We start from the raw sequence: 21,888 nt of genomic DNA on the forward strand, positions 1-21,888 counted from the left end.
CCTCCTCCTCCCTCGCAAGCTCGGGTGAGCCTCGGGACGGGGCCATCCGGAGCTCGCGACGGGTCCCTGCCGGAAGGCCGCGCGCGCAGGCGGAGGATGGGGGCGATGAGCACCGCTGATCCGGTCACCGCGCCGGCCGCCGCCACCCTGCCCCCGTCCAACCCGCTCGCCGAGCCCTCCGCGCTGCCCTACGCCCTGCCGCCGTTCGCCGAGATCACCCTCGACCACTGCCGGGAGGCACTGCTCGCCGGGATGGCGGGGCAGCGCGCGGAGGTGGCCGCGCTGGTCGCCACCCCCGAGCCGCCCACCGTCGAGAACACGATCGTCGCCCTGGAGCGCTCCGGGCAGCTGCTGGGCCGGGCCGAGGCGGTCTTCTACAACCTCGCCTCGTCGAACTCCTCCGACCGGCTGCGGGAGATCGAGCGCGAGATCGCTCCGCTCGCCGCCGCGCACTCCGACGCGCTGCGGCTCGACCCGGCGCTGTTCGCCCGGGTCGACGCGGTCCACCAGCAGCGGCACGGCGCCGGGCTGGACGCGGAGTCCCTGCGGCTGGTGGAGCGCTACCACCTCGATTTCGTGCTGGCCGGTGCCGGGCTGGACGAGGCCGGCCGCGAGGAGCTCCGCCGGCTCAACCAGCGGCTGTCGGAGCTGTCGACGACGTTCGGCCAGAACCTGCACGTGGCCACCGAGGCGGCGGCCGTCCTGGTCACCGACGCCGCCGAGCTCGACGGGCTCACCCCCGCCGAGGTCGGGGCGGCGGCCGGCGCGGCCACCGAACGCGGCTCGGCCGGGGCGTACCTGATCCCGCTGGTCCTGCCCAGCGGGCAGCCGGTGCTCGCCAAGCTCCGCAACCGCGCACTGCGACGCCGGGTGCACGAGGCGTCGGTCACCCGAGCGTCGTCCGGTGAGCACGACAACGGCCCGGTCGCCGCCGAGATCGCGCACGTCCGGGCGGTGCGGGCCCGGTTGCTGGGGCACGCGACGCACGCCGACCTGATCGCCGCGGACCAGACGGCGAAGACCTCGGCCGCGGTCGACGAGCTGCTGGCGGCCCTGGTTCCCCCCGCCGTCAGCAACGCGCAGGCCGAGGCCGCAGTGCTCGCCGAGCTGGCCACGGCCGACGGGATCGAGCTGGCGCCCTGGGACTGGGCCTTCTACTCCGAGCGGGTGCGCGCCGAGCGGTACGCCGTCGACCGCGCCTCGCTGCGGCCGTGGTTCGAGCTGGACCGGGTCCTGGTCGACGGCGTCTTCCGGGCCGCCGAGCTGCTCTACGGCTACACCTTCACCCCGCGTCCCGACCTGGCCGGCTACCACCCCGACGTCCGGGTGTGGGAGGTGCACGGGGCCGGCGGGGAGCCGGTCGGGCTGTACCTGGGCGACTACTTCGCCCGCGAGGGCAAGCGCGGTGGCGCCTGGATGAACTCCTTCGTCACCCAGTCGCAGCTGCTGGACACCCGGCCGGTCGTGGTGAACAACCTCAATGTGACCCGCCCGGCAGCGGGGCAGCCGGCGCTGCTGACCCTCGACGAGGTCACCACGCTGTTCCACGAGTTCGGGCACGCGCTGCACGGGCTGTTCTCGCACGTCACCTACCCCCGCTTCGCCGGTACCAGCGTGCCCCGGGACTTCGTGGAGTTCCCCAGCCAGGTCAACGAGATGTGGGCGCTGTGGCCGGAGGTCCTGGCCGGTTACGCCCGGCACGTGGAATCCGGTGAGCCGCTGTCGGCGGACGTGGTGGGGGCGATCGAGGCCGCGTCGCTGTGGGGTGAGGGCTTCGCGACGCTGGAGTACCTGGCGGCGACCCTGCTCGACCAGGCGTGGCACCGGCTGGACCCGGAAACCGCCGTTCCGGATGCCCAGGCGTTCGAGGCCCGCGCACTGGCCGACGCCGGGGTCTCCTCCGCTCTCGTCCCGCCGCGCTACCGGACGACGTACTTCCAGCACGTCTTCGCCGGTGGCTACTCGGCGGGCTACTACTCCTACATCTGGTCGGAGGTGCTCGACGCCGACACGGTCGAGTGGTTCCGGGAGAACGGCGGGCTGACCCGGGCCAACGGTGACGTCTTCCGCGACCGGCTGCTGTCCCGCGGTGGATCGGTGGACCCGCTGGGCGCCTTCCGCGCCGTCCGCGGGCGCCCCGCCGACACCGGCCCGCTCTTGAGGCGGAGAGGACTGGCCGCGTAGATCGAGAATCGGCGCGGAAGCGCCTGAGGAGTTCTGGGTGGGGGCCGTAGGCCTCCGACCGGAACTCCTCGCAGCGGCTCATCGGCGGTCGGGGACGGTTCCTGGCCGCGGTGCGATCCGGAGGATCGCAATGTGCACAGCCCGCACTCACAACCAAGGGAGGGCGAGCACCAGGTCCAGGTCGTCGGGGGCGGCACCCTCGCGGACCAGGCGGTTGGGCTGCCGGTGGCCGCAGACGGTGCAGCGGTGCACCACCTGCCAGCCCTTGCCCGACTTCTCCACCAGCCCGATCGGCTCCATCTGCCCGCGGCACTCGCTGGCCCGGTCACCGGGCAGTTCGTCGACGTGCAGCGACCACAGGCACCACGGGCAGTGGTTGCGGTAGTGACCGTCGGTGTTCGCCGGCACCGGGGTGGCGCAGTGGGCGCACGGAAAGGAGGTGTTCTCCGCCTGACGGGACCGTGCGCCCACCTGCCGTGCCCCGCTCGTCAGGGGACGAAGGGCTCGACGCCCAGCACCTTCACCGAGATGTCCCGGCCATTGGGTGCCTGGTACGTCACCGTCTCGCCGGGGGCGGCCCCGACGATCGCCGAACCCAGCGCCGACTCGGGGGAGTAGACCGTCAGCTCCGTGGTGCCGGCGATCTCGCGCGAGCCGAGCAGGAACTTCTCGGTGTCGTCCTCGTCGCCCTCGAAGGCGATCGTGATGACCGTGCCGAGCGCGGCGTTCGTCGCCGTCGTGGGCGGCTCACCGACGCGCGCCTTGCGCAGCAGGTCGGTGAGCTGCCGGATCCGGCCCTCCTGCTTGCCCTGCTCCTCGCGGGCGGCGTGGTACCCGCCGTTCTCCTTGAGGTCGCCCTCTTCGCGGCGGTCGTTGATCTCCTTGGCCATGGCCGGGCGGTTGGCCACCAGCTGGTCGAGCTCGGCCTTCAGCCGGTCGTGGGCCGTCTGCGTCAGCCAGACGCCCGGGTCCTGCTCGTCAGTGGGGGTGGACACGATGTGGAGACTCCCGAGTTTCGGATGGCGGCCGTCCGGTGACGGACCGCCGTTGTCGAAGCGAGAAAACTAACACCGCGGCGGCCGCCGGTGCAGGTACCGCCCGGGCCGGAGGCGCCCGGCCGGGTGCCCCGGCCGTCCTCCGGCCGGGGCACCCGCCGGTCCCGGCGCTCGCGGGGGACAATGGGCGACGTGACAGAACCGGACCAGTTGCGCCTGCTCGCGGTGCACGCCCATCCCGACGACGAGTCGAGCAAGGGTGCCGCGACGATGGCCAAGTACGTCGCCGAGGGCGCCCGGGTGCTGGTGGCCACCTGCACCGGCGGAGAGCGCGGCTCGGTGCTCAACCCCGCGATGGACCGCCCCGAGGTGTGGGAGCGGTTGCCGCAGCTGCGGATGGAGGAGATGGCCCGGGCGCGGGAGATCCTCGGCGTCGAGCAGGAGTGGCTCGGCTTCGTCGACTCCGGCCTGCCCGAGGGCGACCCGCTGCCCCCGCTGCCCGAGGGCTGCTTCGCCCTCGTGCCCACCGAGGAGGCCGCGGCGCCGCTCGTGGAGCTGATCCGCCGCTTCAGGCCGCAGGTGGTGACCACCTACGACGAGCGCGGCGGGTACCCGCACCCCGACCACATCAAGACCCATGAGGTCTCGGTGTACGCCTTCGAGGCCGCCGGCGACCCGGAGCGCTACCCGGACCTGGGCGAGCCCTGGCAGCCGAGCAAGCTCTACTACCAGATGAGCTTCACACTGCCGCGCACCAAGGCGCTGCACGAGGCGATCCTGTCGATGGGGCTGGAGTCGCCGTACGCCGAGATGCTGGAGAAGTGGGACCCGGCCAGGGACATCTCCCACCGGGTCACCACCCGGGTGCCCTGCGCCGAGTACTTCCCGGTCCGCGATGCAGCACTGATCGCGCACGCCACCCAGATCGACCCGAGCGGGCGGTGGTTCACCGTGCCGCTGGACATGCAGACGAGGGCCTGGCCGACCGAGGACTACGAGCTGGCGCGCTCGCTGGTCGACTCGACGCTGCCGGAGGACGATCTGTTCGCCGGCGTCCGCAGCCCGGTGCGTGTCCCGTGACCGGCGCACTCATCACCGGTCTCACGGTCCTGGCCGCGCAGCAGGAACAGCTCCCCGAGGACGTGGGCAAGGCCGGGCCGATCGGTCTGACGTTGATCGTCGCCCTGCTGATCGCCACGATCCTGCTGGTGCGGTCGATGGGCGGGCATCTCAAGAAGCTGCCGAGGAGCTTCGGGCCCGACGACGAGCCGGTCGAGATCCCCGACACCCCGGCGGAGTTGATCGACGGGCCCCGCCCGGGGGACGAGTTGCTCGACACCCTGCGCCGGGCGCCGCTGGCCATCGAGCCGCCGCGCCGTCCCCAGGACGGCAACCCCCGGGACGGCGGCCAGGTTCCCGGCTCCTGACCGGGGACCGGCCGGGCCGCCCGCCGGACGGCCTGCAGACGCCGAGCGGGGCGCCCGCCCGGCGTCTGCAGGGTCCTGCGGTGGGGATCACCAGTGGTGCGCCACGTCGATCACCAGTCGGGGCCCCTGGTCGGAGAACGGCGTACCCGGCAGGGTGAACACCCGGAAGGGCAGTCGGGCCCGGACGCCGACGCCCAGGGTGGTCTGGCCCTCGAAGGACCCGGCCCAGGCGACCTGCCGGAACGTGGTGAACCCGCGGACGTCCACGACCTCCCGGGGGTCGGCGGGCGCGTAGGTGGCGCCGTGCTCGTCGTAGGCCGGGGCCCCGACGATGATCTGCAGCGCCGCACCGCCCCGGACCGGGACAACGGCTCCGGACCCGTCGGCGATGACCTGGGGCACGTAGCGCACGTCGTACGAGCCGAACGAGCTGTCCTGGCCGCCCAGATCGATGACCAGGCGGTCGTAGCAGTCGTGCCGGCCGGCACGGACGTCGTTGACCACCTCGCGGTCGGCGAGGTCGTCGTGCGCCTCGGGGAGCGAGCCCCAGGTGATGCCGCAGTAGGGGGCGGCCGCCGCGGCGGGGCCGGCGGCGCCGACCAGGACCGCGGCGACCGCGGTGAGGACGACGGAGAGGATGGCGAGGGGACGGCGACGGGGCCGGGGACGGTTCACGGTTCCTCCAGGTGTGAGGTGAGCCACTGGAAGCGTCCCGCGACACGCCGGCCCATTACCAGACCGTGGCTGCCACGACAACCCATGACCTGTGCCGAGTCGGTTGTCAGATGTCGTCGAAGCACCGGTGCGTCGCGGCGGAGCCGATCCGCGGCGTTGCCCTCCGCAGTGGACCGGCAGACCGTCGTCCTGGGCCGGTCGACGAGATATCTGGCGAACCGCAGCTTCGGCCCGCAGTCGTCGGGGTAGCTCAGGCATCAGCCGTGCGGGAACCGGTTCCGGTCGGGGAAAGAGGCACCAGGCATGCGGAGGCAACCCGTGGCAGCCGGGCTGGCCCGGGCGCACGGCGCGTTCAACGTGCTGGGTGGGCTGTGGCCGCTGCTGCACATGCGCAGCTTCGAGGTGGTCACCGGGCCGAAGGTCGACCGGTGGCTCGTGCGGACGGTCGCCGGCCTGATGGTGGCCAACGGCGTGGTGCAGTGGCGGGCCGAGCCGTCGGACGACGGCCTGGCCGGCGCTCGCCGTGTCGGTGTCGGGACGGCGCTGACGCTCGGGAGCATCGACCTGGTCTACGTGGGCCGGCACCGGATCAGCCGGATGTACCTGGTGGACGCTGTGCTGGAGGCCGGCTGGGTGCTCGCGTGGGCACGTTCCCTGCGATCGCCCGGCTGACAGCAGCGGACGTCGCGCTCACCAGGCAGGCGTCGTCGCGCTGCGGCTACTCCCGGACGACCCAGACCTCGGCCGGCCCCTGCGGGGTGTCCTGCATCTGCACGGGCTCGAAGCGCTCGTACACCCCGAACCACCGTGGCCCGTCGTAGACGAGGACCGAGGACGCCAGCATCTCGGCGACCACGTCATCGACCTCGCCGTGACGCGGGCCGCCCCAGTGGAAGATCAACGACATGAGGGGACCGTAGACGAGCCCCCGCGCCGGGGTGCCACCGCGGGTTCACCGCCGTGGGCGGCCGGGTCGATCCGGGGGACCGCGGCAGCAGGTGCTGGTCCGGACCGGCGCGCCGCGGTGGTGTCGTCGATGATCGGGCCCATGCCGGACGCCCAGCGAGCACCTGGCATCGCCGTGCCCGGCACGGCGCGTCGCCGCCCGGCCGGACCCGAGGGCGTGCGGTGAGGCTCTCCGATGTCGCCGGCGAGCTGTACGGGCTGCCTCCTGATGAGTTCACCGCCGCCCGCGACGCCCGACGGAAGGAGGCCCGTGCCGACGGGGACCGCGATCTGGCGCAGGCGATCGGGAAGCTCCGCAGGCCCTCCGCCGCGGCGTGGGCAGTCAACACGCTCGTGCGGCGGGAGCCCGACGAGCTCCGCCAGCTGGTTGCCCTGGGTGCCGACCTGCGGGAGGCGCAGCGCACTCTCGAGGGGGAGCAGCTGAAGGAGCTCACCCAGCAGCGCCGGCGGGTGGTGGCGGCCCTGGTACGCCAGGCACGCACGCTGGCGCAGGAGCTCGGCCGGCCGGTGAGCGACGCGGTCGCCGGTCAGGTCCAGGACACGCTGCGGGCGGCGATGGCCGACGAGGACGCCGGCCGGGCGACGCTGTCCGGTCGACTGACCTCACCCCTGTCGTACACCGGTGTCGGAACGGCCGACGTGCACGGGGCGGTCGCCGCCCTCCCGGCGGGTGAGCCGGGTGAGGCCACCTCGGCAGCGGGGCGGGCCGGCGACGAGCGGACGTCGACGCGCGAGCGGCAGCGACGGGCCGCGCAGGAGCAGTTGGCCGGCGCGCGGGAGGAGCTCGTGGACGCCGAGGCCGCCGCAGCGGAGGCCGAGACGGAGGCCGAGGGGGAGCGGGACCGACTGGACGGGCTCAGCGCTCGGCGGGACCAGCTGCGTGCCCGGATCGGGGAGCTCGAGGACGAGCTGCGCCGGGCTGAACAGGAGGCCGGTGAGCTGACGGGCGACCTGCGGCAGGGCCAACGGCGCCGGGACGCCGCGGAGCGCCGCGCGCAGCGCGCCGGCCAGGTCCGGGACCGGGTCCGGGCGCGCGTGGAGCGACTGGAGAGATCCGCCGCCGGACGCCGGACGAAGGGCTGACCTGCCCGGCATCGGCACGACGTCGAACCGGCGGCATGGGGCGTCCCCGCGCGGGTAGGGCGGCTGCACGTCGATGAGAGGAGGCGGTCGTCATGGCACGAGCCATCTGGACGGGAGCCCTGACCTTCGGGCTGGTCAACGTACCGGTCGGGCTCTACTCCGCCACCGAGGACAAGACGGTGCACTTCAACCAGTTCGAGCGGGGCACCTCCTCCCGGATCCGCTACAAGCGGATCAACGAGGACACCGGCGACGAGGTCGACTACGACGACATCGTCAAGGGCGAGGACATCGGTGACGGCCGGTACGTCATCGTCACTCCCGAGGAACTGGAGGAGATCGAACCGGGGCGGTCCCGGATCATCGACATCTCCGACTTCGTCGACGTGGCCGAGATCGATCCCATCTACTACCAGAAGACCTACTACCTGGCGCCGCAGAACGACGAGGCCCAGCGTGCGTATGCACTCCTCCTGCAGGCGATGGAACGGGCCGGCCGAGTGGGTGTGGCCACGTTCGTCATGCGGTCCAAGCAGTACCTGGCCGCGATCCGGCCACAGGGTGAGGTGCTCACGCTGGAGACGATGTTCTTCGCCGACGAGGTGCGCGACCCGGTCGAGGAGATCGAGCAACTGCCGGTCGGGCACTCCTTCAAGGCCCGCGACCTCGACATGGCGGTGTCGCTGATCGAGTCCATGACCACCGGGTGGGACCCCGGCAACTACCGCGACACCTACCGCGACCGGGTCAACGAGCTCATCGAGGCCAAGCGTCGCGGTGAGGAGGTGGTGACCGAAGGGGGGCCGGCAGGCGAGTCGAACGTCCTCGACCTGATGGATGCGTTGCGCGCTAGCGTCGCAGAGGCCAAGGGCCACCGGCCGGGCAACAGCAAGGACGTCGGAAAGCTGACCACCCGCCGGTCCGGCCGGGAAGCGAGCGAGGACCCAGCCGCCCGGGAGCAGGACGGGCCGGACGGCGACCTGGAGCGCATGACGAAGAAGGACCTCTACGACCTGGCCCAGGGTCTCGACGTCCCCGGGCGGTCCAAGATGACCCGCGAGGAGCTGGCGGAGGCCGTGCGGAGCGCGCGCAGCGCGGCCGGCAGCAAGGCCTCCTGACCGGGAAGCGAGCGGAGAGCCCAGGTCTGACGCCGGGGGCCGGGTCCGATCAGGCCGCTCAGGCGTCCTCGCGGTCCGGGCTCTCCAGCCGGAAGAAGTTGCTCTGGTTCCCGTCCTTGCGCTCCTCCTGGTACAGGAAGTTGAGCTTGCGGGCGTCGAAGGTGGCGAACCATTCGTCCCAGCTCACCTGCCGCAGGTTCTCGGAGTCGCCGGCGAAGTCGAAGCGCAGCACGCCGAGGTGGTCGCCGTGCTCGGTGCCGTCGACGGTGGCCGGCACGCCGTTGCGCTCCTCGGCCCAGTGCCGGATCACCTCGTGGCTCGTCGTGGCGAGGCTGCGGCCCTGGCGTTCCGGGTCCTCGTCCAGCGAGGTCACCTCCTGGGAGTACTTCAGGGACCGCGACGTCTGGTCTCCGGTGCGCAGGTGCCCGTCATCGGGACCGCGATCGCCGGGGTGTCCCGCCTCGCTCTCTCCGGTGCTGCCGTCCGAGCCGTCCCGAGCGTCCTCCCGGTACGCCTCCGACATGGCGCTGACGAGTTCCTCCTTCTTCATCGAGGAGGTTCCGCTGATGCCCGCTTCCCTGGCCTGCTCGCGGAGGTCGTCGACCTTGGTCCCGCGCAGCTCCGTCTCGCTGAGTCCCGGGGTGTTCGGCGTCTCGTTGCTCACGGTGTTCTCCTTTCCCGGTGGGCGGTGATGATCACGGCCCTACCCGCCAGTGCCGGACCCACGCGCACGGCGGGGTCCTGGCTCGGCCGCACCGCGGGGGGCTGCCAGCCCGCCGTCACAGGGCCGGCAACCGGCCATGCCGCGGTCAGTCTGGCGGGCAGTCGCGCGCTGCAGCCGCCTCGAAGTCAGGGACGGGTCGGGCCTCGGCCTCCTCGACCGTGTCGGCGATCCCGTTCTCCGCGATGTCCCCGATCAGCCAGTCCATCTCGTCGATCTCCCGCTGCTGTGCCTCGATGATCTCGACGGCCAGCTGGCAGACGCGCACGTCGTCGAGCTCGGCCCGCTCGGAGCGGGTGATCGCCATCGAGTGGTGGGGGATCATCGCGCGCATCCAAGCGGTGTCCTGCACGGTGGTCTGGCTGCGGTCGAGGAAGATCCCGAAACCCAGGAGCAGCAGGCTCGCTGCCACGATGGCGATGTTGGCCTTCATGTTCTTGTACATGTTGGACATCCACGCGAGCATGACCAGCCCCATGGCCCCGCCCATGGTGATCGCCATGAAGACGCGGCTCTGGCTGAAGCGGATGTGGCTCCACTCCCAGGTGCTGACGAACATGATCCAGTACATGAGGACGATGGACGTCAGGATCGCGGCCCCGAACCGCAGGTACATCTTCGCCTGGGGCGACATGCCGCCGCCCTGATCGTTCTCGTTCGCCTCGTCGCTCTTCTTCGTCGCCATGAATCCGATCTCCGTTCTGCGGTTGTCGGGGTGGGAGGAGTCGCGCACGTCGTGGGACTCGCGGCCACGAGAGCCGCTGGCTGCATCCGGTCACACCGCAGGCGCGTGGCTGCCGTGGTCGGCAGTCCGCGCGGAAGGTCGAGACTTTAGGCAGACGGCGACCTTGTGGAACGGCGTCCGCATGCCCGTACGGTTGTCCGGATAAACGCGAGTGACTCGGTGCCCTCGTCGGAACCGTCGGAACAGGTACCGTCGTGCCGCCATCGAGCCTGCAGGCATGCGGGGCAGGTGTGGAGCGGGGGTGTCATGCGAGGGCGGCGGATCTGGGCACTGCTCGTGGTGGCCGCCGTCCTGGCCATGCACGGGGTGCAGTGCATGAGCGGATCTTTCGGCCCCGCCCACGTGGCTTCCGCCGTCCCTCTCACCGTGCTGGACGGCGGCTCGACCGTGTTCCCCGATGGAACCCCCCACGTCGCCGCCCTCGGCGCGGATGCGATCACGCCACTCCACCCCGCTCCTGGCGGCCTCCCAGCCCATGGACCCGAGTTCTGGACCATCTGTCTTGCTGTGGTGTTCGCGGCGTTGGCGCTGGTGAGCGTCGCGTTGCTGTTCCGTGGGCGAGCCGCCCTCGTCGTACGAGGCCCGCCCCGCTCGTTGCATGGGCTCCGGCAGCGCTACCGGCTGCACCCGGCGCCGGATCTCTCCGCTCTCTGTCTCCTGCGGATCTAGGCCGAACGCCCCGACCCCGCCAGCACCTGCTGGACGGGGGGCGATCAGGCACGCCCAGACCTCATTGACAGGAGACTCGCAATGACCCGCACGACAGCTCGACTCGTCCGCATCGCCGGTGGCCTGCTCGCCGGCGCAGTCCTTCTCGGCGGCTGTTCCAGTGCCGTCGACGGCACCGCGGCCGATAGCAACACTTCCGCCGACAGCTCGGCGACCGTGTCCGAAGAGTTCAACGACGCCGACGTCGCCTTCGCTCAGGGGATGATCCCGCATCACGAAGGTGCCCTGGTGATGGCTGAGATGGCTGTGGAGCGCGCCAGCGATCCTCGCGTGCTGGGCCTGGCCGAGCGCATCCAGGCCGGTCAGGGCCCGGAGATCGATCTGATGACCGGCTGGCTGGAGGAGTGGGGAGAGCCGGTGGAATCCGGTGGCATGGGCGGTATGGATCATGGATCAGATGGCATGGGCCACGCGCCCCAGGACATGCCCGGCATGGGCTCCGGCGGCATGGGAGACATGCCCGCCGGTCCCGACTTCGACCGGATGTGGCTCCAGTCGATGATCGGCCACCACGACGGTGCGGTGGTCATGGCGCAAATCGAGATCGACGACGGCGCGAACGAGGAAGCGATCGACCTGGCTCGGCTCATCGTCGAGACCCAGAACGACGAGATCAACGAGATGCAGCAGCTGCTGAATGAACTCGGCGGCTGAGTCGGTGGCTGCGGGGGCGGCGGCCGGTCCGCCGCCCCCGCGGCGCCCCTGCTTGCCGGGTCCACCTCCCGGCCCTCAGACGGATCCCTGGAGTTCGCCGTGCGTAGCCAGATAACCCCTCGTTCTTGCCGTTCCTCCCGGACGATGGTCACCGGCTCGGTGATGACCGCCCTCGTGGTTGCCCTGGCCGCATGTTCCTCGTCGGAGTCCGCCCCCTCCGGCCCAGTCGAAGCACTTCCTGCGGGGTCATTGCCCGCAGCTCACGTCCACGGAGTTGGGATAGATCCTGGAGACGGAGACGTGCTGGTGGCGACGCACGAGGGCCTCCTCGAGGTCGGTGACGGCGGCCAGGTCACCCCCGTCGGCCCGGTGATCGACCTGATGGGGTTCAGCGTGGCCGGTCCCGCCCGGTACCTGGCCTCCGGTCACCCCGGCCTGCGCGTCGACCTGCCGCAGCCCGTCGGCCTCATCGAGTCCACCGACGGCGGTCGTACCTGGACGCCGCTGTCCCGACAGGGGCAGTCCGACTTTCACGGCTTGACCGCCAGCGACGCCGGTGTGCTCGGCTTCGACGGGGCACTGATGCGTAGCGACGACGGCCGAGCGTGGGAACAGCTGGACATCCCGGCCGAGCCGCACTCGCTGGCGGCGTCACCGGACGGCATGCACGTGCTGGCGGCGACTCAGCAGGGCCTCCTGCGCTCCGTCGATGCGGGGTCCTCGTGGTCCCCGTCGGTTGGGGCGCCCGTCCTCCAGGTGGTCGACTGGGCCGACGGTGACAGCGCCGTCGGGGTGACGCCGACCGGGGTGGTGTGGTCCAGCACCGACCGTGGTGAGACGTGGCAGGAGGCGGGGCGGCTGGACGCCGCTCCCGAAGTTGTGGTGGCGTCTGCGGAAGGCGATCGGATGCGGCTCGTGGTCGTGACTACCGACGCCCTCGTCGAGTCGTTCGATGGTGGCTCTACTTTCGAGGTCCTGCTGGAGCGTTGAGGTCGGCCCCGGGGGCGCCAGGCCGTGGTGGACCGTGGCGCCCCCGGCGTCGACCGTCCGTGCGGCCGTCAGCCCAGCGAGCTGATGAGGTCCCGGCACGCCTGCTCGCAGCGCCGGCAGGCCTCGGCGCAGACCCGGCAGTGCTCGTGCATCGAGGCGTGGCCCTCGCACTCGTCACCGCACGCCTTGCAGGCCGCGGCGCAGGCCTCGAGCACCGCGCGGGTGAGGTTGGCGTCGTAGCCGGTGTGCCGGGAGAGCACGCGGCCGGTCGTGTCGCAGATGTCGGCGCAGTCGGTGTTGCTGCGGATGCACTTGGTCAGCTCGGCGACCTTGTCCTCGCTGAGGCAGGCGTCGGCGCACGCGGTACACGCCTGGGCGCACTCGAAGCAGGCTTCGATGCAGGCCAGGAGCTTCTGCTTGTCGACCCCGCCGAGGTCCTTGGGGTAGGTGTCGAGCATCTGGGCTGCCACGGTCATGGGTACTCCTCGGATCTGTGGCGCCGGACGGCTCGGACGCCGTCTGGGACGATCGCCGACAAGTTCGGCGCTACCCGCAGATCCGTACGGGTATGAGTGCACCGGAGGTGTTTCTCGATGTCCCCACCTGACCACGCGCACCCGGTCGACCCCGAGCGGGTCGCACACGCCCGTGCCCGGCTGCCCAGCCGGGACGAAGCGGCTCAGCTGACCAGCGTGCTGAGCCTGATGGCCGATCCCACCCGGGCCCGGGTCCTGTTCGCCCTGGACATGGTCGAGGAGCTCTGCGTCGGCGACCTCGCCCTCGCACTTGAGACCAACGAGGACGCCGTGGGGTACGCCCTCCGGTTGCTGCGCACGGCAGGCCTCGTCACCAACCGGAAGCAGGGCCGCGTCGTCTACTACCGCCTCGCCGACGGTTTTCCCGAACCGCTCCGCGAGCACTGCCTTCGCCAGCTGATCGTGCTCGCCGAGGCGCCGGCACCGGACGACGACTGACGGGATGCCGGCCTTGGGACGCAGCTCTTTCCGTGCGTCTCACGGCGCGCGGCCTGCGTCGGCGCGCGGGCATCCTCGACCGCCCCTACAGTCGGCTACATCCGCACAGTTGTCCGGATGTCAGCGCCATCACCTGGCCGGTCCCGGCCGGTCGGTTTCGACTTCTTGCGGAAGGCGAGAGGGCGTCCATGATTGCCGTGCTGTCGTTGCTGGCCCTGATTCTGGCCGGCGTCGTCGGGCTGTACGCCGCGTCGTCCGCGGTGCGCCCCGCCCGCGAGTCAGCGACCGTCCTGCCCTACGAATCCGGGCTGGTCCCGCAGCAGCACGCCGTCTCCCGCTACCACACCCGCTGGTACGCGGTCACCGTCCTGTTCCTCGCCTTCGACATGGAGATGATCTTCATGTACCCGTGGGCGGTCGTCGTCGCGGACATGGGCACGACTGCCGTCGTCGAGATGTTCGGCTTCCTCACCATCCTGCTCGTCGGCGTCACCTACGTGTGGCGGGAAGGCGCTCTGCGATGGACCTGAGTGCGCGACTGCGCGGCTGGGCGTTGGCCCGGCCACGAGTCCTGCTCGTCGACACCCCCGGCGCGACGCCGTTCCGCTGGGCCGTCGAGGCCGACCTCGATCGCCGCGGCTGGTCGCACGCCCGGTCGCCGGCGGACACCGATCTTCTCGTCGTCCTGGGCCCCCCTGGACCGGGCCTGGCCGCGGCTGTCGAGGTCCTCTGGAGCCAGGTACCCGAACCCCGGCATCGGGTGGACCTGCGCCGGCCTGACGACATCGGCGCCGCTCTGGACGAGGGCGGGGCCGCGCTCATCCGCCCGGCAGGCTCGGGGCCGGGCGCCGACGATCGGCCGTCCCCGGCAGAGCTGCTCGGCACGGACGGGGACGCCGGTCACGAGGGCATGGACCACGGTGGTGGTCACGAGGGCATGGACCACGGTGGTGGTCACGAGGGCATGGACCACGGTGGTGAGGTCGCCGGGCTGCCGATGGCGATGACGGGCCCGGATCGGGACGGGCTCGAGCTAGACGTGCTCACGGTGGTGCTCGGGCCGGTGCTACCCGGCTGGCCCACCGGGCTGGTCCTGCGGGCGGAACTGCAGGGTGACGTCCTCACGTCCGCCGAGCTCTGCTGGCTCGACGCCGCGTCTCTCCCCGCCGCCGAGCTCGACCTGGATCCGCAGCAGGCGGCGCTGGATCGTCTCGTCCGCTTCCTCGTCGTGGCCGGTTGGCCGACGGCCGCCCGCGATGCACGTCGCGCCCGGGACGGCTTCAGCGCCGGCGACCCCGATCGACGCGTCGCGGCACAGCGGCGCGCAGCGGCGGTGGCGCGGAGGGTGCGCCGCTCGCGCGCGCTGGCGTGGACGGCCGGTGGCATCGGGTGCACGGCGCCGGAAAGTGGCCTCGGCGGAGACACCCTGGACCGGGTTCGGCGGTGGTGTGAGATCGCGGTGGGGCAGCCGGTGGCGGAGCTTGCCGGGCCGTCGCTGGACGAGGTCGCGGCGCTGGTGCAGGGCGCCGAGCTCGGAAGTGCACGATTGATCGTGGCCGGCTTCGACCTCCAGCCCGTCACCGTGGTCCCGCCGTCGGAGTCCGCCCATGCCTGACGAGACGTTGGTGGACGTGTGGGGGTTGGCGCCTGCCGTCCTGGTGATCATGGTGGGCGGGCTGGCCCTGGGCCTCGTGGTGGCGGCGGTCGACCGGGCCGTCGTCTCCGGGGAAGCCGGGAGAGCGGTCGTCGAGCCGCTGCTTGCCGGCGCGCGGGGGCTGGTGGAGCAGCGGCGGACGACCTTGGCGCCGGATCGGCTGCTGTGGCGGATCGGCTGCGCCGCGGTGCCGACGCTGGCGCTGTTGTCGCTGGCCGTGGTGCCCGTGGGCGGCCGGACGCTGTGGTCGACCAGCGCGGACCTCGTGTGGTTCAACGCCATGGAGGCGTTGCTGTGGGCGGCGGTGTGGCTGGTCGGGTGGGGTCCGAACGCGGTCCACGCGCTGACCGGCGGATACCGGTTCCTCGCCCAGGGCCTGGCCTACGAACTGCCGCTGATGTTCGCGTTGATCACGGCGGGCCTGGCGGCCGGGTCGCTGCGGACGACGGACGTCGTCGCCGCGCAGGAGGGCCTGTGGTTCGTGGTGACGATGCCGGTCGCCTTCGTCGTCTTCGTGGCCGGCGCCGCGGCCTTCGCGTTCTGGGGCCCGTTCGCCGCGCCCGCCGCGGCCGACATCGCCGGCGGCGTCACCTCGGAGCTGTCGGGTGTCGACCGGCTGCTCGTCGACCTGGGCCGGGCGGTGTTCCTGGGCGCCGCCGCGGCCATGGCTGTCGCCCTGTTCCTGGGCGGCGACGCCGGCCCGTGGCTGCCCGGCCCGTTGTGGTTCCTGCTCAAGACCCTCGCCGTCGTGACGGCGCTCGTCTGGGCCGGCCGCCGGGTGCCGGTGCTGCGGCCCGATCGCACGGTGGAGGTCGGCTGGATGGTCCTCGTTCCGCTGACCCTGCTGCAGGCGCTCGCCGTGGCCGTGCTGGTCCTGAACGGCTTCTACGCATGAGGAGGGCGCGATGCTGACCGACCTCGGCGGCTGGGTGATCGCCACCGTCGTCGCCCTCGGGATCCTGTCGGTCGCCGCCGGGATCGCCGTGTTCGTCGTCGACTCGATGGCGCGGGCGACCTTCGCCCTGCTGGCGTCGTTCCTCGCCGTGGCGGGGGTGCTGCTGGCCCTGGACCTGGTCTACCTGGCCGTCGTGACGGCGCTGATGATGACGATCGAGATGGCGATCATGGCCGTCTTCATGATCATGTTCATGATGAACCCGGCCGGCCTCATGCCGATGACGATGGTGCACAACGCCAAGGGCTCGGCTGTGATCGGGGCCGGTGCGTTCGCCGGGCTCACCGTCGGCATCTGGACGGTCGACTGGCCGACCCGGGACGTCTCCCGCCCCGCCGACAGCACCCGCCAGCTCGGCGAGGCCATCATGGGCAGCCACATGCTGGTCATGCTGGTCATCGGCATCGGGCTGTTCGCCACGATCATCGCCGGCACCGTCCTGGCCACCGCACGCGGGCGGTACGACCGCTTCGGTGCCGATCTCGCCGCCGAACATCCGGACGACCCGGTGCCCGGGGGACTGCCCCGATGACCGCCGAGCTGGTGCTCCAGGTCGTGCTGACCGTCGCCGCCGGCCTGATCGGTGTCGGGTTGTTCGGAGCGCTGTCCCAGCAGACGATCGTCATGGTGATGATGGGCCTCGAGCTCGTCCTCAACGGGGTGCTGCTGGCCGGGGGAGCTGCCTGGTACTTCCTCGCGCCGGACCTGCCCGACGCCCAGATGCTGGTCGTCGTCGCGCTGGTGGTCATGGCGGTGGAGATGGCCATGGGCTTCGCCGTCACCATCGCCTTCTACCGGGCCCGGCAGATCGACATGATCGACATGGCCTCGGACCTGCGCGGATGAGCGCCGCCCTCGGCGCGCTGGTGCTGCTCCCCGCCCTGAGCGGGACGGGGCTGCTGGTCGCCGGTCGGCGGGCCGACCGTGCCGCCGGTCCGCTGGCCGTTGCCGTCACCGGGGCCGGTGCGGCGCTGTCAGCTTGGGTGGCCGGAACCCGGCCGCGGCTTTCGGTGCCCTTCCTCGGCGTCATCGAGGGCGGCGACCTGCGCCTGGTCGTCGACGGGCTGTCCGCCGTGCTCGTGGTCCTGGTCGCGGGGATCGCTCTGCTGGTCACCGTCTTCGCCCTCGCGGATCTGCCGGCGGATGCCGCACGAGGGCGCTTCTTCGGCTACCTGCTGCTCTTCGTCGCCGCCATGCTGGCCACGGTCACCGCGGCCACACTGCCCGCGCTCCTCCTGGCATGGGAGGTGATGGGCGCGACCTCCTACGCGCTGATCGGCTTCCGGTGGGAGGAGCCGGGCAAGCTGGCCGCCGGCACCCGCGCGTTCGTGACCACGCGCGCCGGGGACCTCGGCCTGTACGTCGCCGGCGGGGCCGCGCTGGCGGCCACGGGCAGCCTGGTCCTCGCCGATCTGGCCGGTGCCGACGGCGGCTGGGCGCATCTGGCCGCCGCCGGCGTGCTGGTCGCCGCGCTCGGCAAGTCGGCGCAGCTGCCCTTCTCGGCCTGGCTCTCGGCCGCCATGCAGGGCCCGAGCCCGGTCAGCGCGCTGCTGCACTCGGCCACGATGGTGGCCGCCGGCGGATACCTGCTGATCCGGATGCAGCCACTGCTGGCAGCGACCGGCTGGGCCGCGACCGCGGCCGCCTGGGCCGGTGCGTTGACCGCACTCGTGCTGGGCGCCGTGGCCCTGGCTCAGTCCCATCTCAAGCAGTTGCTCGCGGCGAGCACCGCCGCACAGATCGGCTTCGTCGTGCTCGCCGCCGGGGTGGGCGCCACCGCGGGCGGCACGGCTCAGCTCGTCGCGCACGCCGCGGTCAAGGCCGGCCTCTTCGTCGCCGCCGGCGCCTGGCTCACCGCGCTCGGCACCAGGAACCTCGCCGACCTGCGTGGCGCCGCCCGCCGGTACCCGGGGATCGGCGCAGCCGCCACCGTCGCCGCCCTCGCCCTGGCCGGTGTGCCTCCCCTGTCGCTGTGGGCGACCAAGGACGAGGTGCTCGCCGGTGTCGACGGACGGGCGCTGACGGTGGTGGGTCTCGCCGCCGCTGCGCTCTCGGCGGCGTACGCCGGTCGGATCCTGGCCGTCGTCCTCGCTCGGCCGACCGGGGACGAGGCGTTCGACGACGAGGAGCCGGGCACCCGGCGCGTCCCGGCGCTCACCACCGTCGTCGCCGGCGTGCTCGCCGTGTTCGCCGCCGGGCTGGGCGTGCTCGCGCTGCCGGCCGTGGCCGAGCAGCTCAAGGCGGTCCTGGGCGCGGAGGGCCAGCCGTCCCCGGGCCTGGGGGAGCTGCTGTCGTCCGGGGCGCTCGCGCTCGCCGTCCTGGGGCTGACCATCGCCGTGGTCAGCACCCGCCCCGCCGTTCTGCAGCAGCTCTCCCGGGGTCCGCTCGGGTCGTGGGCCGGGCTCGGGCGGCTGCTGTCCCCGCGACCGGCGATGGCGCTGGCCCGGGCGCTGGCCACCGTGGACGACCGGGTGGTGGACCGGGCGGTGATGGGAGTGGCTGCCGGCGCCCGCCGGCTTGCCGCATCGGCGTCCCAGGCGGACGACCGTGTCCTGGACGGCGCGGTGTCGGCGGTCGCCTCGGCGACCCGCGGTGCAGCCGCCGGGGCCGCGCGGATGGACGCCGGAGTGGTGGACGGCGCGGTCCGCGGCACGGCGAGGGCGTTCCGTCGCGCGGGGAGCGCCGCCCGCCGTCCCCAGACCGGGCTGCTGCACCAGTACTACGCCCAGGCCGTCGTCGGTCTGGGCGTCCTGCTCGTTCTCCTGCTCGTGGTGAGGTAGTCGTGCTGCTGACGGTCGTGATCTTCCTGCCGGTGGTGATCGCCGGCGTGCTGCTGGCCGCCCGCGGGCTCGGTGCCCGGGCGGCCATCGGGCTGTGGGTGGCCGCCTCCGCCGTCGACCTGGCGCTGGTCGGCTGGATGTGGTGGCGCTTCGAGCCGGGGGAGGGCGCCTCGGGGGTCGTCGACGGCCTGGCGTACGAGGCCGACCTGCAGTGGATCCCGACCGTCGACGCCGGCTACCACGTCGGCGTCGACGGGCTCTCCCTGCCGCTGCTGGCCCTCACCGGGGTGCTGTTCCTGGCCTGCGCGATCTACTCGCTGCGCGAGCCGGACCGGCCGCGTACCTATGCGGCGCTGTTCCTCTTCCTGCAGACCGCGTGCCTGGGCACGTTCGCCTCGCTGGACCTGATCCTGTTCTTCGTCTTCTTCGACCTGACGATCGTCGGGATGTACTTCGTCATCGCCGGCTGGGGCCACGGCAACGCCCGGCGCAGCGCGCTGAAGTTCTTCCTCTACACGTTCATCGGGTCGCTGGCGCTGCTCGTCGGCTTCATCGGGCTGTTCCTCGGCAGCGACGAGCGCACCTTCGACATGGTGGCGCTGGCGGCGAACCCACCGCTCGCGGACTCCCCGGTGGCCGGAGGGCTGGTCCTGCTGGCGATCGGCCTGGGGCTGGCGGTGAAGACACCGCTGTTCCCGTTCCACACCTGGCTGCCCGACGCGCACACCGACGCGCCGGCGGCCGGGTCCGCCGTTCTCGCCGGGATCCTGCTCAAGCTCGGCACCTACGGGTTCGTGCGGATCGCCATGCCGATCCTTCCCGAGGCCTGGCAGCGGTGGGCGATGGTGGCCGTCGTCGTCGGGGTGATCAGCGTGCTGTGGGGCGCGTTCGTCGCGCTGGCCCAGACCGACGTCAAGCGGATGATCGCCTACACCTCCGTCAACCACATGGGTTACGTGCTCCTCGGCCTGGGCGCGGCCGGCCTGGTCGCGTCCGCCGACGAGGGGGCGCGGACCGTCGCCACGGTGGGGGCGATGTACCAGATGGTCAGCCACGGCCTGCTCACCGGCGCGCTGTTCCTGCTCAGCGGGGTGCTGTGGTCCCGCGGGCACACCTACGCCTTCGACCGGTGGGGCGGCCTGGCGCGGCCGGCGCCGGTCTTCGCCGGCTGCCTCGCGCTCGCCGCGTTCGGTTCCCTCGGGCTGCCCGGGTTCTCCGGCTTCATCGCCGAGTTCCAGATCTTCACCGGTGCCCTGCAGGCCACGCCGGTCGCCACGGTGATCGCCGTCGTCGGCATCCTGGTCACCGCTGGACTGTTCCTGGTCGCCCTGCAGCGGCTGCTCACCGGCGACCCCGTCGACCCCGTCGTCCCGGCCGAGGCGGACGCCGACGGGACGGGGGAGCGGCCGGCTCCCGACCGGACGGACGGGCACACGGTGACCGCCACCCGCCCGGAGGTGTCGGCCCGGGTGGTGGACCTGCGCGGCCACGAGGTGGCCTCGATCGTCCCGCTGCTCGTGCTCGCGCTGGTCCTGGGCCTGCTCCCACGGATCGTGCTGGATGTCCTCGAGCCGGCCGCCATGGCGGTGGTGGAGCTGGTGGCCCGGTGACGGGCATGTCCGGGGGCGGTGAGCGGGTGCTCGCCCTGCTGCCCGAACTGCTCCTGCTGCTCGGCGCGGTCGGTGGGTTGCTGCTGGGGCTCTGGACGCCGCAGCACCGGCAGCGGCGGGTCCGGCTCCTGGTCACCGCGGCCTGTCTGGCCAGCGCGGTCGCCGCAGCCGTGGCGCTGCCCGAACCGGCCGAGCGGGTGTTCGAGGACACCTGGGTCGTCGACACCACCACCGGCGTCGTTCGGATCGTCGTCGCGCTCGGGGTGGCGGCGCTCGTCTGGCTGGCGTCGGCCTCGTTCGCCGGACACCCGCGCGAGACCGAGGCCTACGTCCTCATGCTGCTCGGTGGGCTGGGCGCCGTCGCGCTGGCCGCCAGCGGCGACCTGCTGCTGCTCGTTGCCGCCTACCTGCTGGCCAGCGTCCCGCTGTACGCGCTCGCCGGCTTCGCCAAGGATTCTGCCGGAGTCGAGGCGGCGATGAAGTACTACCTCATGGGCGCCTTCGTCGGCGTCCTGATGCTGGTCGGCGTCGCCGCCCTGGTGCTCGCCACCGGCACGACCGGTTACTCCGACCTCGCCGTGCTGCTCCCTGGCGCCTCCCCGGGTCTGCTCGCGGTGGGCATCCTCGGCGTGCTCGCCGGTGTCGGGTTCAAGGCCGGTGCGGTGCCGGTGCACTTCTGGGTTCCCGACGTCACGGCCGGCACCACGCCTCCGATGGCTGCCTACCTCACCACGATCCCCAAGATCGGCGCGGTCGCGGCCGCCTTCCGGCTGCTCGCCGAGCCCTTCGCCGACGTTCCCCTCGACGTGCCCCTGCTGGTCGCCCTCATTGCGGCAACCAGCATGACCCTGGGCAACCTGGCTGCCTTTCACCAGACCGACGTTCTGCGCCTGCTGGCGTACTCGACGGTGAGCCAGGTCGGCTACCTGTTCATGGTCGTGGCCGTCGCGGCGCGCACCGACCTCGCCGTGCCGGCCCTGGCGATCTACCTGGCCGGCTACGCGGTGACCAACGTCGGCGCTTTCGCCGCCGTGGCGGCGGCCCCGGTGGCTCGCACGATCACCGACTGGGCGACCGCGGTCGGGCGCCACCGCTCGCTGGTCGTCAGCCTGGTGGTCTGCCTGCTCGGCCTGGTCGGAACACCACCGACCGCCGTCTTCGTCGGCAAGCTCGCGGTGTTCGCCGCAGCCTGGGACGGCGGGCTCGCCTGGCTGGTCGTCGTGGCGGCGATCAACACCGTCGCCAGCCTCTTCTACTACCTGCGCTGGATCGCCCCGGCGTTCGCCGGTGTTCCCGTCGCACCGGCGACGGGGGAGGGCGAGCCCGGCAGTGGTCCGCGGACCGCGGCCGGCACGGCACAGCGGATCCAGCGCGGCCCCGTGGTGGTCCTGCACGCGGCCGCCGTGCTCTCGGTCCTCCTCGGCGTAGGCGCCGGGGTGTGGCTCGCGGCGGCCACCAGCGCGAGCTGAGTAGCGGTGTCGGTGGGCGGAGCCGGCAGGAGGGTTGGTGTGGTCACGGCCGGGCATGGTGTCCGAGCGAATCGCGTGGTCGGTCGCCCCGAGACGGTATCCGCGGAGCCGTTCGGACGACGGGCTGATCGGTCTGGCTTTGGCTGCCTGACCGTGCCT

The 21,888-nt window shown here is 72.4% G+C and carries 25 protein-coding genes; 18 read left to right on the forward strand and 7 right to left on the reverse strand.

Annotated elements, in window-relative coordinates; genetic code table 11:
• The first annotated feature begins 105 nt into the window (after positions 1-105).
• Complete coding sequence (locus ACYVG5_RS12805; protein ID WP_222049578.1) at positions 106-2,184, forward strand: M3 family metallopeptidase; 2,079 nt, start codon at positions 106-108, stop codon at positions 2,182-2,184.
• Positions 2,185-2,331: 147 nt separating this feature from the next.
• Here ACYVG5_RS12805 and ACYVG5_RS12810 read toward each other — a convergent pair whose 3' ends face one another.
• Both ACYVG5_RS12810 and greA read right to left on the reverse strand, forming a co-directional pair.
• Positions 2,332-2,655 (reverse strand): RNHCP domain-containing protein, encoded by a 324-nt coding sequence (locus tag ACYVG5_RS12810; RefSeq protein ID WP_222049579.1) that lies wholly within the window; start codon positions 2,653-2,655, stop codon positions 2,332-2,334.
• Between the two features lie 17 nt (positions 2,656-2,672).
• Entirely contained in the window at positions 2,673-3,179 is a 507-nt protein-coding gene (gene greA / locus ACYVG5_RS12815; RefSeq protein WP_222049580.1) for a transcription elongation factor GreA, read from the reverse strand.
• A 192-nt stretch (positions 3,180-3,371) separates the two neighbouring features.
• Here greA and mca point away from each other — a divergent pair, with 192 nt between their 5' ends.
• Together mca and ACYVG5_RS12825 are read left to right on the forward strand one after the other, a co-directional pair.
• A complete protein-coding gene (gene mca, locus ACYVG5_RS12820; RefSeq protein ID WP_222049581.1) occupies positions 3,372-4,259 on the forward strand; it encodes a mycothiol conjugate amidase Mca in 888 nt (295 codons plus the stop codon).
• A complete protein-coding gene (locus ACYVG5_RS12825; protein ID WP_222049582.1) occupies positions 4,256-4,606 on the forward strand; it encodes a hypothetical protein in 351 nt (116 codons plus the stop codon). Before mca ends, ACYVG5_RS12825 begins: the two co-directional genes overlap by 4 nt.
• A gap of 87 nt (positions 4,607-4,693) precedes the next feature.
• On the opposite strand, the gene ACYVG5_RS12830 is transcribed toward ACYVG5_RS12825, so the two are convergent.
• Positions 4,694-5,281: an AMIN-like domain-containing (lipo)protein gene (locus ACYVG5_RS12830; RefSeq protein WP_222049583.1), complete on the reverse strand. Its 588-nt coding sequence runs from the start codon at positions 5,279-5,281 to the stop codon at positions 4,694-4,696.
• Between the two features lie 318 nt (positions 5,282-5,599).
• On the opposite strand from ACYVG5_RS12830, the gene ACYVG5_RS12835 reads away from it, so the two are divergent.
• Positions 5,600-5,953, forward strand: a complete 354-nt coding sequence (locus tag ACYVG5_RS12835) for a hypothetical protein (RefSeq protein ID WP_460683237.1) — start codon at positions 5,600-5,602, stop codon at positions 5,951-5,953.
• A 46-nt stretch (positions 5,954-5,999) separates the two neighbouring features.
• On the opposite strand, the gene ACYVG5_RS12840 is transcribed toward ACYVG5_RS12835, so the two are convergent.
• Positions 6,000-6,188, reverse strand: coding sequence for a hypothetical protein (locus ACYVG5_RS12840; protein WP_222049585.1), 189 nt, complete (start codon positions 6,186-6,188; stop codon positions 6,000-6,002).
• Positions 6,189-6,409: 221 nt separating this feature from the next.
• On the opposite strand from ACYVG5_RS12840, the gene ACYVG5_RS12845 reads away from it, so the two are divergent.
• A complete protein-coding gene (locus ACYVG5_RS12845) occupies positions 6,410-7,330 on the forward strand; it encodes a hypothetical protein (RefSeq protein WP_222049586.1) in 921 nt (306 codons plus the stop codon).
• Between the two features lie 92 nt (positions 7,331-7,422).
• Complete coding sequence (gene ku, locus ACYVG5_RS12850) at positions 7,423-8,448, forward strand: non-homologous end joining protein Ku (RefSeq protein ID WP_222049587.1); 1,026 nt, start codon at positions 7,423-7,425, stop codon at positions 8,446-8,448.
• A 58-nt stretch (positions 8,449-8,506) separates the two neighbouring features.
• Here the strand turns inward: ku and ACYVG5_RS12855 are convergent, their stop codons facing one another.
• Together ACYVG5_RS12855 and ACYVG5_RS12860 are read right to left on the reverse strand one after the other, a co-directional pair.
• Complete coding sequence (locus ACYVG5_RS12855; RefSeq protein ID WP_222049588.1) at positions 8,507-9,112, reverse strand: Rho termination factor N-terminal domain-containing protein; 606 nt, start codon at positions 9,110-9,112, stop codon at positions 8,507-8,509.
• A gap of 145 nt (positions 9,113-9,257) precedes the next feature.
• The gene (locus ACYVG5_RS12860; protein ID WP_222049589.1) at positions 9,258-9,854 is read right to left on the reverse strand and encodes a DUF305 domain-containing protein; all 597 of its coding nucleotides are present in this window, start codon (positions 9,852-9,854) and stop codon (positions 9,258-9,260) included.
• A 306-nt stretch (positions 9,855-10,160) separates the two neighbouring features.
• Here ACYVG5_RS12860 and ACYVG5_RS12865 point away from each other — a divergent pair, with 306 nt between their 5' ends.
• From ACYVG5_RS12865 to ACYVG5_RS12875, 3 genes are all read left to right on the forward strand, one after another.
• Entirely contained in the window at positions 10,161-10,583 is a 423-nt protein-coding gene (locus ACYVG5_RS12865; RefSeq protein ID WP_222049590.1) for a hypothetical protein, read from the forward strand.
• 81 nt (positions 10,584-10,664) lie between these two features.
• Entirely contained in the window at positions 10,665-11,297 is a 633-nt protein-coding gene (locus ACYVG5_RS12870) for a DUF305 domain-containing protein (protein WP_222049591.1), read from the forward strand.
• Between the two features lie 162 nt (positions 11,298-11,459).
• On the forward strand, positions 11,460-12,287 hold the full coding sequence (locus ACYVG5_RS12875; protein WP_246630695.1) for a F510_1955 family glycosylhydrolase: 828 nt from the start codon (positions 11,460-11,462) through the stop codon (positions 12,285-12,287).
• A gap of 68 nt (positions 12,288-12,355) precedes the next feature.
• On the opposite strand, the gene ACYVG5_RS12880 is transcribed toward ACYVG5_RS12875, so the two are convergent.
• The gene (locus ACYVG5_RS12880; RefSeq protein ID WP_222049593.1) at positions 12,356-12,763 is read right to left on the reverse strand and encodes a four-helix bundle copper-binding protein; all 408 of its coding nucleotides are present in this window, start codon (positions 12,761-12,763) and stop codon (positions 12,356-12,358) included.
• Between the two features lie 117 nt (positions 12,764-12,880).
• Between ACYVG5_RS12880 and ACYVG5_RS12885 the strand changes: the two genes are divergently transcribed.
• From ACYVG5_RS12885 to ACYVG5_RS12925, 9 genes are all read left to right on the forward strand, one after another.
• Positions 12,881-13,261, forward strand: a complete 381-nt coding sequence (locus ACYVG5_RS12885; RefSeq protein WP_222049594.1) for an ArsR/SmtB family transcription factor — start codon at positions 12,881-12,883, stop codon at positions 13,259-13,261.
• Between the two features lie 188 nt (positions 13,262-13,449).
• A complete protein-coding gene (locus ACYVG5_RS12890) occupies positions 13,450-13,791 on the forward strand; it encodes an NADH-quinone oxidoreductase subunit A (protein ID WP_222049595.1) in 342 nt (113 codons plus the stop codon).
• Positions 13,782-14,876 (forward strand): hypothetical protein, encoded by a 1,095-nt coding sequence (locus ACYVG5_RS12895; RefSeq protein ID WP_222049596.1) that lies wholly within the window; start codon positions 13,782-13,784, stop codon positions 14,874-14,876. The genes ACYVG5_RS12890 and ACYVG5_RS12895 overlap by 10 nt, the downstream gene beginning before the upstream one ends.
• Positions 14,869-15,810 carry an NADH-quinone oxidoreductase subunit H gene (locus ACYVG5_RS12900; protein ID WP_222049597.1) on the forward strand — a complete coding sequence of 314 codons (942 nt, stop codon included), beginning with the start codon at positions 14,869-14,871 and terminating at the stop codon, positions 15,808-15,810. Before ACYVG5_RS12895 ends, ACYVG5_RS12900 begins: the two co-directional genes overlap by 8 nt.
• A 10-nt stretch (positions 15,811-15,820) precedes the next feature.
• Positions 15,821-16,402, forward strand: coding sequence for an NADH-quinone oxidoreductase subunit J (locus ACYVG5_RS12905; protein WP_222049598.1), 582 nt, complete (start codon positions 15,821-15,823; stop codon positions 16,400-16,402).
• Positions 16,399-16,716, forward strand: a complete 318-nt coding sequence (locus tag ACYVG5_RS12910) for an NADH-quinone oxidoreductase subunit NuoK (protein WP_222049599.1) — start codon at positions 16,399-16,401, stop codon at positions 16,714-16,716. The genes ACYVG5_RS12905 and ACYVG5_RS12910 overlap by 4 nt, the downstream gene beginning before the upstream one ends.
• Entirely contained in the window at positions 16,713-18,650 is a 1,938-nt protein-coding gene (locus ACYVG5_RS12915) for a proton-conducting transporter transmembrane domain-containing protein (RefSeq protein ID WP_222049600.1), read from the forward strand. The genes ACYVG5_RS12910 and ACYVG5_RS12915 overlap by 4 nt, the downstream gene beginning before the upstream one ends.
• A 2-nt stretch (positions 18,651-18,652) precedes the next feature.
• Positions 18,653-20,260 (forward strand): complex I subunit 4 family protein, encoded by a 1,608-nt coding sequence (locus ACYVG5_RS12920; RefSeq protein WP_222049601.1) that lies wholly within the window; start codon positions 18,653-18,655, stop codon positions 20,258-20,260.
• A gap of 5 nt (positions 20,261-20,265) precedes the next feature.
• Positions 20,266-21,729, forward strand: coding sequence for an NADH-quinone oxidoreductase subunit N (locus ACYVG5_RS12925; protein ID WP_246630712.1), 1,464 nt, complete (start codon positions 20,266-20,268; stop codon positions 21,727-21,729).
• The last annotated feature ends 159 nt before the right edge of the window (positions 21,730-21,888 follow it).

This window comes from Modestobacter lapidis (assembly GCF_054780755.1).